This window comes from Enterococcus sp. OL5 (assembly GCF_006491895.1).
In the GTDB taxonomy this organism is placed as follows: domain Bacteria; phylum Bacillota; class Bacilli; order Lactobacillales; family Enterococcaceae; genus Enterococcus_D; species Enterococcus_D innesii.
On record NZ_VHIL01000004.1, the window covers coordinates 120,013 to 135,314 of the forward strand.

11 protein-coding genes and 1 pseudogene are annotated in these 15,302 nt (G+C 36.9%); 9 read left to right on the forward strand and 3 right to left on the reverse strand.

The features are described from left to right. Nucleotides 1–36 precede the first annotated feature (36 nt). Nucleotides 37–807: an SDR family oxidoreductase gene (locus tag FJU10_RS06460; protein WP_081118747.1), complete on the reverse strand. Its 771-nt coding sequence runs from the start codon at nucleotides 805–807 to the stop codon at nucleotides 37–39. A 213-nt stretch (nucleotides 808–1,020) separates the two neighbouring features. Here FJU10_RS06460 and FJU10_RS06465 point away from each other — a divergent pair, with 213 nt between their 5' ends. The 5 genes from FJU10_RS06465 (at nucleotide 1,021) to FJU10_RS06485 (ending at nucleotide 8,707) form a co-directional block, all read left to right on the forward strand. Then, nucleotides 1,021–3,777, forward strand: a complete 2,757-nt coding sequence (locus tag FJU10_RS06465; RefSeq protein WP_140965415.1) for a helicase C-terminal domain-containing protein — start codon at nucleotides 1,021–1,023, stop codon at nucleotides 3,775–3,777. A gap of 48 nt (nucleotides 3,778–3,825) precedes the next feature. Further along, the gene (locus tag FJU10_RS06470) at nucleotides 3,826–4,326 is read left to right on the forward strand and encodes a DUF5590 domain-containing protein (RefSeq protein ID WP_140965416.1); all 501 of its coding nucleotides are present in this window, start codon (nucleotides 3,826–3,828) and stop codon (nucleotides 4,324–4,326) included. Nucleotides 4,327–4,376: 50 nt separating this feature from the next. Then, complete coding sequence (locus tag FJU10_RS06475) at nucleotides 4,377–5,570, forward strand: pyridoxal phosphate-dependent aminotransferase (protein ID WP_140965417.1); 1,194 nt, start codon at nucleotides 4,377–4,379, stop codon at nucleotides 5,568–5,570. A gap of 43 nt (nucleotides 5,571–5,613) precedes the next feature. Then, nucleotides 5,614–6,912, forward strand: coding sequence for an asparagine--tRNA ligase (gene asnS / locus FJU10_RS06480; protein ID WP_140965418.1), 1,299 nt, complete (start codon nucleotides 5,614–5,616; stop codon nucleotides 6,910–6,912). Nucleotides 6,913–7,471: 559 nt separating this feature from the next. Further along, a complete protein-coding gene (locus FJU10_RS06485; RefSeq protein WP_189372248.1) occupies nucleotides 7,472–8,707 on the forward strand; it encodes a hypothetical protein in 1,236 nt (411 codons plus the stop codon). Nucleotides 8,708–8,934: 227 nt separating this feature from the next. On the opposite strand, the pseudogene FJU10_RS06490 reads toward FJU10_RS06485, so the two are convergent. Further along, nucleotides 8,935–10,315, reverse strand: a pseudogene (locus FJU10_RS06490) (IS3 family transposase). 76 nt (nucleotides 10,316–10,391) lie between these two features. Further along, the gene (locus FJU10_RS06495) at nucleotides 10,392–12,119 is read right to left on the reverse strand and encodes a hypothetical protein (RefSeq protein WP_140965420.1); all 1,728 of its coding nucleotides are present in this window, start codon (nucleotides 12,117–12,119) and stop codon (nucleotides 10,392–10,394) included. A 292-nt stretch (nucleotides 12,120–12,411) separates the two neighbouring features. Here FJU10_RS06495 and FJU10_RS06500 point away from each other — a divergent pair, with 292 nt between their 5' ends. Genes FJU10_RS06500 through FJU10_RS06515 form a run of 4 tightly spaced genes read left to right on the forward strand, consistent with a single transcriptional unit; the run spans nucleotide 12,412 to nucleotide 15,285 of the window. Further along, on the forward strand, nucleotides 12,412–12,972 hold the full coding sequence (locus FJU10_RS06500) for a CDP-glycerol glycerophosphotransferase family protein (RefSeq protein WP_140965421.1): 561 nt from the start codon (nucleotides 12,412–12,414) through the stop codon (nucleotides 12,970–12,972). A gap of 19 nt (nucleotides 12,973–12,991) precedes the next feature. Further along, complete coding sequence (locus FJU10_RS06505; RefSeq protein ID WP_189372250.1) at nucleotides 12,992–13,492, forward strand: CDP-glycerol glycerophosphotransferase family protein; 501 nt, start codon at nucleotides 12,992–12,994, stop codon at nucleotides 13,490–13,492. Continuing rightward, nucleotides 13,482–14,234, forward strand: coding sequence for a WecB/TagA/CpsF family glycosyltransferase (locus tag FJU10_RS06510; RefSeq protein ID WP_140965423.1), 753 nt, complete (start codon nucleotides 13,482–13,484; stop codon nucleotides 14,232–14,234). Before FJU10_RS06505 ends, FJU10_RS06510 begins: the two co-directional genes overlap by 11 nt. Beyond that, nucleotides 14,218–15,285 (forward strand): acyltransferase, encoded by a 1,068-nt coding sequence (locus FJU10_RS06515; protein ID WP_140965424.1) that lies wholly within the window; start codon nucleotides 14,218–14,220, stop codon nucleotides 15,283–15,285. The genes FJU10_RS06510 and FJU10_RS06515 overlap by 17 nt, the downstream gene beginning before the upstream one ends. The last annotated feature ends 17 nt before the right edge of the window (nucleotides 15,286–15,302 follow it).

The window sequence follows — 15,302 nt, forward strand, 5'->3', positions numbered from 1 at the left end:
AGGGTATCAGGTTTGATTTTTCGTTTTTTTGTTGGATTAAAGTAAAGATTCCGCTCCATCAATATAGACTTCCGTTCCAGAAATATTGCCCGCAGCCTCTGAAGAAAGAAAAAGCACAAGGTTGGCGACTTGTTCTGGCACGCCTGTTTCTTGCTTTAATGGTCGAGAACGTTCTGGATATTTGACGGGGATCTCAACGCGAGCAACTTCTTCTTCAATTTCTGTGTTGGCATCGATATTCGTTGCGATCGCCCCAGGACAGATAGCATTGACCCGAATATTATAACCGGAAAGTTCCAGCGCAGCCATTTTTGTAAAGGCAACTTGTCCTGCCTTAGATGTACTATAAGCTGTCGCACCAAAATTGCTGAAGATGCGGTTTCCATTGACTGAACTCGTAATGACAATGCTGCCACCGTTTGTTTTCATAAAGGGAATGGCCGCTTTGACGGTAATAAAGGTACTGCGTAAATTTGTGTTGATCGTCTGATCCCATTCTGCCACCGTCAGCTCTTCGATCGGTGTCCAGGTACCGTTGATGCCGGCATTGACATGGAGTACATCAAGTCCACCTAGTTCTTCCACAAGACCACTCATTGCTTCTTGCAGCTTATCCGCTTCGGTGACGTCAACCGCTCGATAATGGGCTTGTGCGTCATAGTCAGCAAGAAACTCCTGCAGCTCCTCTTCGTTGCGATCAATCAACCCAACAAGAGCACCATGGGCTAGAAATTGTTCTGCCACCGCTTTTCCAATTCCTGAAGCAGCCCCCGTTACAATCACTCGTTTGTTTTTGAAATCATTCATTTTTTTCGCCTCCTTATAGTAAATTATAAAAAAGATCCCTTTTTTTGTCGAAAAAAAGCGATCAGCGACCAGCACCAAACTCTTTCAGATGGGACACGCGAACGGTTAGCTTTCTAGTTTTACCTCCTGAGACCCCTTGTATCTAGTGGGAAAACAGATGTAATCGCCATTGATTTTGTAGTATAATGCAGACAGTGTGCAAGGAGGAATACAATGAAACCCATATACGCTGTGGTGGATCTTGAAACAACAGGAACCGATTCGACGGTTGATCGAATTATTCAATTTGGCTGTGTCCTAGTCCAAGATGGCAAGATCATCAATCGTTTTGCCGCAGATATCAACCCTGACCGCAGAATTTCTAAGCAAATTCAACGATTGACACACATCACAAACCAACAAGTAAGCAAAGCGCCATATTTCGAAGACGTAGCTGATACGATCTATAACTTACTCAGCAACACGATTTTTGTGGCGCATAATATTTATTTTGATTATCATTTTTTAAGCAATGAATTTGTGCGTTGCGGGCTGCCACCTTTATCACTTCCCGGAATCGATACGGTGGAATTGGCACAAGTGTTTTTACCAACAGAAAGCAGCTTTCGTTTAGGTGACCTAGCAGACAGCATTGGCTTTCGTCATGATAACCCGCATCAAGCAGATAGTGATGCAGAAGTGACCGCAGCTTTATTTTTGTATATCGAAGCGATCATGCGAGAACTGCCCCGAACGACCCTTAAACAAATTGCGCTTTTAAGCGGTCAAATGGGCATGCAAACGAGTGACTATATCCATGGGATCTTAAAAGAAAAAGGCCCAGAGTTGGCAGAAGATTTCGAAGTGATCGACGGTATCGTCTTGCGGAAAAAGACCGTTCCGCTTTTTGAAGCTACGCATTTTCAAGAAACGTATCCGAAAGTTAAAACGGAAAAAGAACAGCGCTTTGGGCAGCACTTAGTCTATCGGAAACAACAAGCACGCTTGATGAATGCAGTGTATACGCATTACACCCAGCCAGAGAAAAATCTGATCATTGAAGCCGAAACAGGCATGGGGAAAACCATCGGTTACTTGTTTCCAGCCGCCTATCTAGTGACACCAGAAAATCCATTGATCGTTAGTACCTCATCAATTCTATTGCAAAATCAAATCATCAACAAAGACATTCCTTTGGTAAACCAAGTACTGCAGCAACCTTTGCAAGCGGTCTTGGTCAAAAGCCATCGTCATTACATTGATTTGCAGCGTTTTAAAGCGACCCTTGATCAACCGGTAGAGCAAAAGCAATATGCGCAATACCAAATGGGGATCTTAGTTTGGCTAACTAAAACAGAGACGGGAGATTTCGATGAATTGAACTTGGTTCGACTTGATCATCCCTTATTTACCGACATCCGCCATCGCGGCGTTGCCTTTTTAGCCAAAGATCAACCCTTCTATGAACAAGATTTTGTCCGACATTTATATCAGCGGATAGCGCAAAGCAATGTTTTGATCGTCAACCATGCCTTTTTGATGCAGGAAAACCGGCGAGTGCAGCCGCTTTTGCCAGCGAGTGATTACTTATTGATCGATGAAGCCCAACAGTTGCCGCAGCAAGCAGAAGGCTTTAGTCAACATGTCTTTGACTCTGCTCACTTCAAGCGGCAGTTTTTACAGCTAAATGAAGAAGGACTATTTGAAGAAATTGCCCAAATCATTACCGAGGATGATTTTTTACAACGGATGTTCTCGTTGTACCGAAACGCGTTGTCGATCTTGGTCGAAACACAAGAACAGTATTTTCGCAGTTTGTCGATCGATGCGCCAGAGCTACAAGTCGTGCACCATGACGACCTCTACGATGGCACGTTAGCACAAGACAAGCTGCATCAGAAATTGATCCTTTACTATCAAGAAATCAATGAGATCCAACAACAGCTGCGTCAGCGATTCGAGTTGACCAATGATCGGTGGTATGCAAGACAACGAATCGTGATTGCCCGTTTATTGGATTTCTTTAGTCAAATGGAAACCCAGGAACAAACGGTGACCGCATGGTTGACTTGGTGGCATCCTCGTTACGTTCATTGGTTAAAAAAGCATCCCCAGTCAGGAAATGCTGTGATTGAGTTAGCTGATCTAGAAGGGCATTCGATTGTGGAAAGCACGTGGTATCAACGCTATCAGCACATCATTTATCTAGGGGGGACATTGAAGATCCCGGGAAATAAAGAATATTTTGCCCATCAGATCGGCTTGACCGATGTGCCAGTCAAAACGATTCCCGCTTTTTATGACTACAGCAAACAAACTCGACTCTATGTAGTTAAAAAAGGTCTCTCGATCCAACAAGCATCAGCTGCTGAATACGCGGATTATTTAGTCGAAGCGTTAGTCCCAATTTTGTTTGACAATCCGCAACCAGCGCTTGTGTTGTTTACGGCGCATGAAACTTTGAAAAATGTCTATGATCGATTGAATAAAAAAGCCCTGCATTATGGCAGAGAAATCGTTGCTCAAGGAACTGGCGGAACCCGTGAGAAAATCTTAAAGAAATTTTTATTAGCGGAAAATGGCATCTTATTAGGGACTAGCAGTTTTTGGGAAGGGGTCGACCTACCAGGTCAGGCCTTGAAGATCGCTGTGGTGACTCGCTTGCCTTTTGAGAATCCTAAGCAACCAATGGTCCAAGCACGGCATGCCTTCTTGGAAGCAGAAGGCATCGATTCTTTCAAAGAAGATGCCTTACCTAAAGCGATTCTACGGCTACGCCAAGCGTTGGGGCGCTTGATCCGTTCTGAAGAGGATACAGGCGTGATGGTCGTCCTTGATCGACGCTTGTTATCAACAAAGTATGGCAAACGGATGGTCAAAGGTCTACCCAAAAACTTGCCTCTGATTGAAGCCAGCCCAACCGAAATTGCCGAAGATATTCAACATTTTTTTGCGCAAGAGGAAAAAGCGGCGGTTGATTTTGAAAAATGAGTCAAACATCTGATATAATGAGTTTTATTTAAGATTGGAGTACGAAGTGTGAAAACAAAAGACAAAGAACATCGGCGAGTAATTATTTTGCTGAGTGCGATCACGGTTTTACTGGTCGTTATTCTCTTCGCTTCTATTTTCTATCTCCGTTCTTCTCGTCCAATGCGACAAGCAAGAAACGAAGCGATCGAAATAGCAGAAAGATACACTGATTTAGCAGAGGTCGAACAATTTTATTGGTTCACCCGTGAGGAGACATCTTTTAGCATTGTTGGAAAAGATACGAATAACAATGAGATCGTCGTGATCATTCCTAAAAGCGGCGAAAAGGTTTCCGTTTATGATCAAGGGGATGGATTGACGGAAGCACAGGCCAAGGCCTTCGTTCGCGACAACCATCAAGGGCAGCAAATCCAAAAAGCAGCATTGGGTATTTTTAAAGGCGAGCCCGCTTGGGAAGTCATGACTAAAGACGACCAAGGTCGCTTGAACTATTATTTGATTGGTTTCAAAGATGGAGAAGAAATCAAAGCGGTCACTGAACTATAGAAAGCCGCTTATGATAGACAGAAATTTGGATCGTAGGAAGGATGATAAACATGGTACTTTCAAAAAGAGCAGAAAAATTAGAACCCTCCGCTACGTTAGCGGCATCTGCTAAGGCAAAAGCATTAGCAGACCAAGGTGTAGACGTATTAAGTCTAACCGTCGGTGAGCCCGACTTTATTACCCCGAAGAACATTCGCCAAGCAGCGATTGCAGCGATTGAGAGTGGCAAAGCTAGTTTTTACACAGCAACTGCTGGGATTCCAGAGCTAAAACAGGCGATTCTTGCTTATATGAAAGAGTTTTATGGTGCTGACTATGATTCAAACCAAGTGATCGTGACAGATGGCGCAAAATTTGCCCTTTATACGCTGTTTCAAGCACTCCTTGATGAAGAGGATGAAGTACTCATTCCAGTACCTTACTGGGTCAGCTATGCGGAACAAGTCCGTTTAGCGCAAGGGACACCTGTGTTTGTTGAAGCCAAACAAGCAGCTGATTTTAAAGTTTCTGTTGCTCAATTAGAAGCTGCTTGTACAGAGAAAACGAAAGCCATCATTTTAAACTCGCCTGCCAACCCAACAGGGACGATTTACTCAAAAGAAGAGTTAACGGCAATCGGCAACTGGGCAGTGGAAAATAATATTTGGATCATTGCCGATGATATCTATGGTCGTTTGGTTTATAACGGCAATACCTTTACATCGATCGCTAGCCTATCAGAAGAGATCCGCAAGCAAACCATCGTGATCAACGGCGTTTCTAAAACCTATTCTATGACTGGGTGGCGGATCGGATTTGCTGTCGGCGATGCAAAAATCATCAAAGCGATGGTCGATATCGCTTCCCAAGCTACCAGCAACCCGCCGGCTGCTAGCCAATACGCAGCAGTTGAGGCACTGACTGGTAATCAAGAATCGATCGAAGTGATGCGTCAGGCCTTTGAAGAACGCTTGAATAAACTATATCCGTTAATTGCCGCTATTCCTGGTTTTAAAGTGACGAAACCCCAAGGCGCGTTTTACTTGTTCCCAAATGTCAAAGAAGCCATGACAATGTGCGGTTATCAAACCATTGATGCCTTCGTAGAAGCTTTACTAATGGAAGCCCACGTGGCAGTAGTGACTGGTGCTGGTTTTGGCACACCGGATTATTTACGGATCAGCTATGCAACTGATTGGGACACGTTAGCGGAAGCTACCAAACGAATCCATGATTTTGTTGAAAAGAAACGCCAAAAAGCTTAAAATGCTCTATGGTGCCTTTATTAATTAGATAGGAGAGAATCAAGTGGAATCTATTCAAATTTTAGATGCAAAAAAACACGTTGGCGAAACCGTTCAAATCGGAGCATGGGTTGCTAACAAACGCTCTAGTGGGAAGATCGCCTTCTTACAACTTCGCGACGGAACAGCGTATTTCCAAGGAATCGTTGTAAAAAGTGAAGTAGGGGAAGAAGTATTCCAATTAGCGAAAAATCTAAATCAGGAAACTGCCGTACTGGTCACTGGGGAAATCAGAGAAGACAGCCGCTCAAAATTTGGCTATGAAATTGGCATTTCTGGTTTAGAAGTTGTCGGTGAAAGCCACGATTACCCAATTACACCAAAAGAACACGGAACAGATTTCTTGATGGACCATCGTCACTTATGGTTGCGTTCTTCAAAACAACATGCCATCATGCAAATCCGAAACGAAATCATCCGGGCAACGTATGAATTCTTCAACAAAAATGGCTTCATCAAAATCGATCCACCAATCCTAACCGGATCAGCACCAGAAGGAACGACTGATTTATTCGAAACCAACTATTTCGATCAAAAAGCATATTTGTCTCAGTCTGGTCAATTGTACATGGAAGCTGCTGCTATGGCGTTTGGCAAAGTCTTTTCTTTTGGACCAACCTTCCGTGCTGAAAAATCTAAGACACGTCGTCACTTGATTGAATTTTGGATGATTGAACCAGAAATGGCCTTTATGCATCAAGAAGAAAGTTTGGAAGTCCAAGAGCAGTACGTGGCATTCTTAGTGCAAAATGTGCTCGATAACTGTGACTATGCACTTGACGTCTTAGGCCGTGACCGTGAAGTCTTGAAAAAATACACCAAATTACCATTCCCACGAATCTCTTACGATGATGCAGTGGAATTATTACAAAAGCACGGCTTTGATGATATTCAATGGGGCGATGACTTTGGCTCACCACATGAGACCTTTATTGCCAATTCATTCGATCAGCCCGTCTTTATCTTAAACTATCCAAAAGCCATCAAACCTTTCTATATGAAGCCACATCCAACGAGAGAAGATGTCGTGATCTGTGCCGATATGATTGCACCAGAAGGCTATGGCGAGATCATAGGCGGTTCTGAACGTGCCATCGATCATGAATACCTGCTAGAACAAATCCGCGCCCACGGCTTGGACGAAAACGAGTACTCATGGTATTTAGACCTACGCAAGTACGGTTCAGTCCCTCACACCGGCTTTGGTCTTGGATTAGAACGGACCGTTACCTGGTTATCAGGAATCGAGCACGTAAGAGAATCCATTCCGTTTCCACGGTTGTTGAATCGGATTTATCCGTAGGGAAAATTTGAAATTATAAACTAGTGCTTTATACAATAGCACTAGTTTTCTTTTGGAGGTTTAAGTTAAAAAACATTCTATTGTTATTAAAATAGAATGTTTAGGAGGGATTTATTATATTTATTAATAAAAGAACTTTGACTCAAGTAGCACTAATAATTATAGCAAGTGCATTATTAGTTTTCCCACAGTACTATTTAAAGGGATTTATAATAGGTTCGGACATGCTATTTCATTACAACCGCTTTTATGATGCCAGTGAGCAAATAAAGAATAACAATCTTCAATATTTTATCTCAATATATGGCTTCCAACAGTCTGGACGTATTGTAAATAGCTTATATGGTCCTGCTTTTGCATACCTTCAAGGTTTACTAGTTTTAGTATCTAAGTCTTGGTTCCAGTACCAAATAATTTCGAATTTTGTACTGTACGTAGTCTCGGGAGTATCAATGTTCATTTTGCTGAAAAAATGATTGCAAACACCTGGTTTTGTTTTGGTTTTGGCCTCTTTTTCATGACTACCTATGCTATACAATATTGGACAAATGAGCAAGGAATGTCAGCATGGGCAGCAGCTGTTTTCCCATTGTGTTTAATACCATTAATTAACCAGATAAATAAAAATAAGTATTGTGTTTTTGGAGTTGCTGTTTCAATAGCTGTTATGTTTCAAATTCATATTCTATCAACATTGTTTTTGATTTTTATTTATTTTACGTTTTTCCTATATGTATTTATTAAATCTAAAAATAAAAAGTGTTTATTAATCAGTTTGACTAAATCAGTTTTGTTGTTTCTTATACTAACGACCAACGTATGGTTGAATATGATCTATATTTATTCTTCAAATAAATTAGTACCGCCATTTGTTAATCAGAATATGGAAAACAATACTATAACTGCGGGGAGTTCTTATTGGTTTAGTACACCACTTATTTTGCCTTTATTATTAGCTATTTATATTAGTGGAGTAATAATAAAAAGAAATAAGCTATCACCGTTGCTAATACTGTTTACAATCAATACAATCATATTCGTTCTTTTGTCTACAAATTTTTTACCTTGGAAATTTTTATCTCATCTTAATAATCCTATGCTGGGATTAATACAGTTCCCCTTTAGATTCTTCGTACCTGGCAGTATATTGCTGATCATAAGTTTTGCTCTTTTAATAGAAACTATACCAGATCGAAGGATTGCAAAACCAATTTTTTTAGTTTTATTATTAGGAATGAGCTTTATTCAAACGATTTATGAAAATACTGAACATATGATTAACTGGAGGATAAATGAGGCTCCGATAAGTGGTAGAGCTCATACTTACTTATTAATACAAGATAAAAACGATGTGAAGAAAAGTGTTTTTTATAGAGAGAAAAAGAAATTACTCGACATATATCAGAAATCAACACCAGATTATTTGCCTGTTTATGGCGATGGAACTGGTAGTAAGTATAATGCTTATGGCGATGAGGTAATCTTGCAAAATAGTAAGTACCACAAAGAGGTTAAAAATAAGAAACTTCAAATAACTTGGCAAGGAAAAACAAACAATTGGGTTACTTTGCCAGTAATAAAATATAAGCCCTCAGTATTTATTTTAAATGGTAAACGATTGTCAGATTCGGATATTAATACAAGTATGATAGGTGGAGTCGCTTTAAAAGAAGAAGAAGGGGAGAATAATCTGATTGTTTCTTATAAAGAACCATGGTTCTTCTTACCTTCACTTGTAATTAGTTTTCTGGGATGGACATGGGTTTTCCTTGCATGGATAAAGTCTTTTTACTAAACCAAACAAATAAATAGATCAGTAAAATTACCAAAAAATATATAAAAAATAATCGATCAACTAAGGTCCCTTAAAAAAGAACTTTGGTGATTGGTTATCTTTTTAAATGCATTGGGTTTACAATTTTAATACTAAGAAAAAAGGATTGCCTTATGTAGTGACCCCAAAAAATTAGACTTTTATGGAGTGGAGAAATCCACTCCTTTTTTGTACGATAAAAATAACTGTTAGATAGCTGTTTTTACAGCTTCTCGAAACTGAACCGGACTTCGCCAATTTAATTTCTTTTTGATGCGTTTATGGTTGTAATAATAGATATATTGGTCAATTTTTGTTTTCAATTCATCTAAACTCCAATAGACTTCTCCGTGAAAAATCTCGTGCTTTAATAAACCAAAGAAGTTTTCCATAGGTGAGTTATCTAAACAATTCCCTTTACGAGACATACTCTGGAAGATTTTATGCTGCTTCAATTTATTCTTATAAGCATTCATTTGATAGGCCCATCCTTGATCTGAATGGAAGGTTCTACGAAATGGGCAATCATTTGTTATCTGGATTGCTTCTTCTAATTCTGCCATTATGGCTAGTGCGTTTGGTTTTTCAGAAATCCGATAAGATTGAATTTCACTATTTTAGAGATCCACGAAAGGAGCTAAATACAGCTTTTCTGACGAACGACACCTGTGGTATCAGTTGTAATTTTTTGGTGACAGATATTTGCATAAAACCGACGATGAATACGATTTTTGGCGACAGTGCCAACCTTCCCACGATAAGAATTGTACCGTCGAGATTTTCGAGTGTAAGACTTTCCCTCGACACCTAGTTTTTTTATCAGACGTTGAATCTTCTTTTTATTGATATGAATCCCTTGATTTCCTAATTCTTTTTTTAGTCGCAGACAGCCATAGTCTTTATGCTCTTTGCGAATTTCAAGCATTTTTTCTTCAATTTCTTGGTCTGGGTTTGGTCTGTCAAACCGTTTCTGCCAATATATATAGGTTGCTTTAGGAAATTTCAATGTTTCAAAAAGCTCATCTAGTTTGAATGATCCTCGGAGGCTGGCGATGATTCGTGCGATTGATTCTTGCGTCTTTGCTGGGCTTCCTGTTTTCGCAGCATCCTCAACTCTTTTAAAAAGGCATTCTCAATTTGAAGGGATCGGACTTGCTTTTCTAATGCCTTGATATGATCGCGTTCTTCAGTTGTTGTATTTTCTTTTTTGTTTTCTTTTTTTCTAGTCAAAGTAAGTGGTCGCCCTTTCTCTTTTGAGAGCCCCTCAATACCTGCTTCTCTGAAATTACGCATCCAATTGGCAATAAGAGCAGGGTTGTTCATTTCTAAAGTGCTGGCAACTTCTCGATAGGACATCTCACTTGTTTGATATAACTCTAGCGTATTTAACTTAAATTGAACAGAATATTTCTGATTTTGATGCTTTCTCAATAGACCATCCTCTCCGTATTCACGATAGGTATTCACCCAATTACTTACTTGAGACTTGCTTGAAATATCGTATTTATTGGCAAGATGCCGATAGCCGCCCACGCCACTAAGATATTCTTTAACGATTTTTAGTTTTAATTCAAAAGGATATTTTGCCATACAAATAACGACCCCCAAAAGTTAGATTTTTTGATCTACTTTTGGGGGGTCGCTTCATAATTGAGTGAAAAGAGACTCATTTCTTTCTTATCTTTTTCATTATCATATGAATTAATAAGACCAAAATAGTAAATATTTTGATATACCATGAAACATAGAAAAGTTTGCCTGGACGATAACTTACTTCTACTTTATTTTTTTGTTGAGGATTTTTAATGATAAGACTGCCAATATCTGAGGTTGTATATTCATTTTTACTTAGAATCTTCCCATTTAGTTTAACCTCACTATTTTTATAGATTATCACAGGCAAAGTAAGTTCTTTTTCTTTATAGTCATTCCCATTCCACGCTAACTCGAGGGTAGCATTTTCAGTGATTCTATGAGTTACATCAATAGGAGTATTAAGAATTTCCTTTGAATATGTGGCGTATCCCGATTTGAGATTAGGGCCAACGGGTAAATAGTCGGGCGTCGGCTTTTGACTAACCTTAAAGGCATCAGAAAGGTTATCAGAATTAGTTAGTAGTTTTCTAATTTGATGTGGATCTTGCACTAATTGTTCAGCAACATTTGTGTCAGCAGAGAGTGGATCATTGGAATTCCATAGTTTGGCTTGGTTATCTATCATTTTTGTTCCATTTGTTAAATTCAGAAGTGCGAAGGTTGTCAATAATATCAATATATTTTTTTGTGCAGATTTAGATTTAAATTCTAATAGTATTCTTTTCAAAGAAAGGCCAAATGCAAGAATCAATAACAAACTGGGAACTCCCATAAATCTTCTTAAAAATTGAATTCTAAGTAAGGCTGGGAAAAGCTCGGTTAAATGATTCCAAGGAAAATAACTGGAAGAAAATAGTAAGAACATGCTACCAACAACATTTAAGAATCGTTCAATAATTGAAAGACTCTTCCAGTAACTGAACATATATACTATTTGAAATATAAAAAGAGTTGATAATATTAAACCAAAATTTCTAAAATTCATTGAGTTCGTAGATAGATATGCAGTTGTTGAATAAAGTTCTTTGGGTATAAAAGGGTATGCAAGATTATTTCCCATTAAATCAATGTATGCAAAAAACGTATTTGCACTTAGTCCTATCGCAATTAATACAGCCGAAAAAGCTTGTAAGATAACTCTTTTTTTGTTGACTGAATAATAAAAACAGTAAATAAAAAAAGGAGCTAATAAAATCGTTGCTAATGCTGCGGTGAATAGATGAACAGAAATAAGTAAAGCCATAACTAACCCTAAAAAAACGGGATTAATTGGGTTGGCTCTATTTTTTACCATCCTTACTGCAGGAATAAGTGCGAGAGGAAGTAGACAATAACCTATACCAGAGAAACCTTGATGTGTTATCCAATAAATGACAGACGGTGAACCCATATAAAAGATAGCACAAATAAGGGCTATTTTATTTTTTAATCCTGTGTACTGAGACAATTTGTACATGTTTAATCCAGCAAAAAATAGACATAAAAAGTTCATTACTAACTCAAATCTATACCAATTTTTTGTAAGTAAAAGAATCAATCCACTAAAATAAGCAAAATCAGCTCCATACATTGCATTTATGACTCTGCCAGACTGGTTAAAGGAGTAGATTGATTGAAAATAATTAAAAGTTCCATGTTCTATTTGCATGGCAGTTTCATAAAATCTGTTCATGTGAAATAACCAATCAGCAGAGAAAATCAGAGAGCGTTGGAAAAGTTGAGGTGTTAATAAAAATAGCGAAAGTAAGGCTATTAACCCATAAGGATAAAAAACTTTTATATTTGAACGTGTCAACATTGTTAAAGAACCTACCTTTTTTAATATATTATACAGAAGGTATGGTGTAATTCCCAGCTATTAATATATTTTTGTTGGATAGTTATAATAATCTCGAATTAATGCATATTAAGCATGCTTTGTGCTAAACATATAACATCTATATGACTGTTTTGTTAAAAATATTTTCTTTTTACCACGAATAATGTAAAATGAGTACTAGTTTGAAAAGGAGCTGGGTAGAATCGAATATTTGAAGTTTATTTTAAAGTCTCTTTATTTATTAATTATTTCGTTCCTTTCAAAGATAAAGGTGAATCATGATCTACGTATTTATTACTTATATAGTTTTACTGAAACAAGTGATTATGTATTAGATAAATTGATAGAGGCGTTTCCAAATGAGATCGTCATTATTTATACTAAAGCAACTAAAAAAAAGATTTCTCGCTTTGAAAATAAGAATTGTTCATTGGTGCGCTTAAATTCTCTCTCCTTTTTTAAAAAGAACATCCCAGCGCATATAAAAAATTCTAAACTAATTTTATGTGATAATTATTTTGCGTTTCTGGGAAGTATCTCCTTTTCTGAGCAAACAAAAATCGTACAGTTATGGCATGCCAATGGTGCAATTAAAAAATTTGGATTAGAAGCAGAGTATGCAAAAAAAACATTATCTATTAATAAAACTCGATACCAGTCTGTTTATAATAAGTTTACTCATTTTGTGCTGAGTTCTGAAAAAATGGCAACCATTTTCTCGAAGAGTTTCAATATTGAGTTTACGTCTCTTTTTTTTGGCTACCCAAAAACCGATATTTATTTTGATAAATGTTTAAGAGAAAAAACAAAAAATATTAGGAAAACAGATTAAAAAAAATAAAAGGCTATTATTGTATGTTCCTACCTATCGAGAAGATAAGGCAAGTTTTGAGTTTAATTTGGATGAAATATTAAAAGAACTAGATGATGAGTGGTTAATTTTTGTCCATCTACATCCACACGACACTAAGTTTAACGAAAAATTTGCTAATTATAGTGGACAAATAATGTTTTCTACTTGGAAATTGAGCGAATTATTATTTATAACTGATTGCCTTGTAACTGACTATTCTTCTGTTCCATTTGAGTACACACTAGCCAATCCTAATGGTAAAGTCATTTATTATTGTTATGATTTTGACACATATAACAAAAAAGTAGGAATTCAAGCAGATTTTCTGGAATGGGCAAAAGAGGATGTCGTATATAGTCAAGAAGAATTAATTAACCTGATAAAAACAGCTACATTTAAAAGTTCTTCTACAAAAATAAATTCCCTATGGAATGAACATGCTAAAGGAAATTCCGTAAAACTATTAAAGGATTGGATTGAAGCTCAACATGGAAACTGAAAAAATATTAAATATTCCAGTTGATAATATATCTTGTCAAGATATAGTCACTCAACTACCTGACTATTTAATGAAAAAGCAAAAAATGACTATCACAAGCGTAAATCCTCAAATTATTTTAGGAGCGCAGAAGTATCCAATGATATTGAACTATATTGAGAAAAGCACTCATCGTATTCCGGATGGAATAGGTATAGTTTTGGTTTCGAAATTAACTAAGGGGAAAATACGAAGGCGTGTAGCTGGCTATGATTTAATGATACAACTTCTTCAGTTTGCCAATGATTATTCTAAAAAAATCTTTATTTATGGGGCTGAAAAGACAGTACTTTCAGATGCTGTAAAACGAATAGAGCTTGATTATCCAAATGTTGAGATCTGTGGAGCTGTTGATGGTTTTACTGAATTAACTAACAAGGAACTTATTGAAAAAATCAACAAGCAGAATTGCGATATCTTATTTGTAGGAATGGGTTTTCCAAAGCAAGAACTATGGCTAGCTGAGAATATAGCGTCTTTAAATCCAACTGTATATCAAGATGTTGGTGGAAGCATAGATGTAATTAGTGGACATGTTAAAAGAGCACCAGACTTATTCATAAAATTAAATTTAGAATGGTTGTATAGATCGTTCTATAATCCTAAACGTATCTATAGAATATTACAATTACCATTGTTTCTCTCCAAAAGCTTGTGGTGGGCATGGACAAAAGGAGAGAAAAAAAGTGTCTCAAAAAATTAATAGATTATCAAACTTTGAATTATTACGGCTGGTTTCAATGTTTTTAATAGTGTTACATCACTATGGGGTACACGGGCTAGTTGATGAGACTGGAACTTCCCTTCAGTCAGTTGGTGTAGGGATGCTCACCTCATTTGGAAAGAGCGGTGTATTTCTATTCGTTCTAATTGGCTCTTTTTTTTTGGTAGATAAAAGCTTCGACTGTTCTAGAATAATAAATATTATTAGTTCAACTTTTTTCTATTCCTTCTTAATTTTATTCTTAGGAATTGTTTTTTTTAGAAATCAGATTACAACTATGCAAATTATTAGAAGTATTTTTTTTGTCCCACTCAACTACTGGTTTGTTACTGACTATATTTTTCTGTTGCTTATAATTCCCTTTTTGAATTTACTAGTAAAAAATTTATCTAGAAAAAATTTTGAAACTTTACTTGTGATTGGACTGGTTTTTTTATTTGTTTTTCCGTCCTTTTTTAGCTCAGCTTCAGAATATTCAAACATTGACATATTTGCATTTCTGTATTGTGTGACTATATACTTAAAAAAATATAATATTTGTCCTAATTGGAGTCAGGGTAAACTAGGAATTTGTATGGTTTTTCTTTTTTTGGGCATAATACTATCAGTCTATGTCATTTCACTATACCCTAATGTCACAAAAGACTTAAGTATTAACACATTATTTTTAACGAGAACCAATAGTTTATTGACCTTACTGTTTTCTTTGGTCTGTTTTTTGTTCTTTAAAGGATGGGATTTAGGATATAATTCAACTATAAATGTTGCTTCGAAAGCAACTTTAGGTATTTATTTGATTCATGATAACCCGATTATAAGAAGTTTACTTTGGAAAGCCATTAATAATCAGCAATATCATAGTTTATCAGAAACGATCATTGCGGGATTATTTTTTAGCTTTTTAGTCTATACATGTTGTTTAATAATTGAGCTAATAAGAATTATGTGTCTAAATAAAGTGATTGAAAAAGTGTTTTTGTGGCTAATACCTTTAGATGTAAGAAGTAAGATTGACTCTCGTTTTAAATAAAGAAATTATTACGTTTT

Coding starts and splice junctions, on each gene's coding strand:
- FJU10_RS06485 (WP_189372248.1), top strand. CDS start 7,472: ATGTCAGCATGGGCAGCAGCTGTTTTCCCATTGTGTTTAATACCATTA.
- FJU10_RS06495 (WP_140965420.1), bottom strand. CDS start 12,119: ATGTTGACACGTTCAAATATAAAAGTTTTTTATCCTTATGGGTTAATA.
- FJU10_RS06460 (WP_081118747.1), bottom strand. CDS start 807: ATGAATGATTTCAAAAACAAACGAGTGATTGTAACGGGGGCTGCTTCA.
- FJU10_RS06510 (WP_140965423.1), top strand. CDS start 13,482: ATGGAAACTGAAAAAATATTAAATATTCCAGTTGATAATATATCTTGT.
- FJU10_RS06465 (WP_140965415.1), top strand. CDS start 1,021: ATGAAACCCATATACGCTGTGGTGGATCTTGAAACAACAGGAACCGAT.
- FJU10_RS06475 (WP_140965417.1), top strand. CDS start 4,377: ATGGTACTTTCAAAAAGAGCAGAAAAATTAGAACCCTCCGCTACGTTA.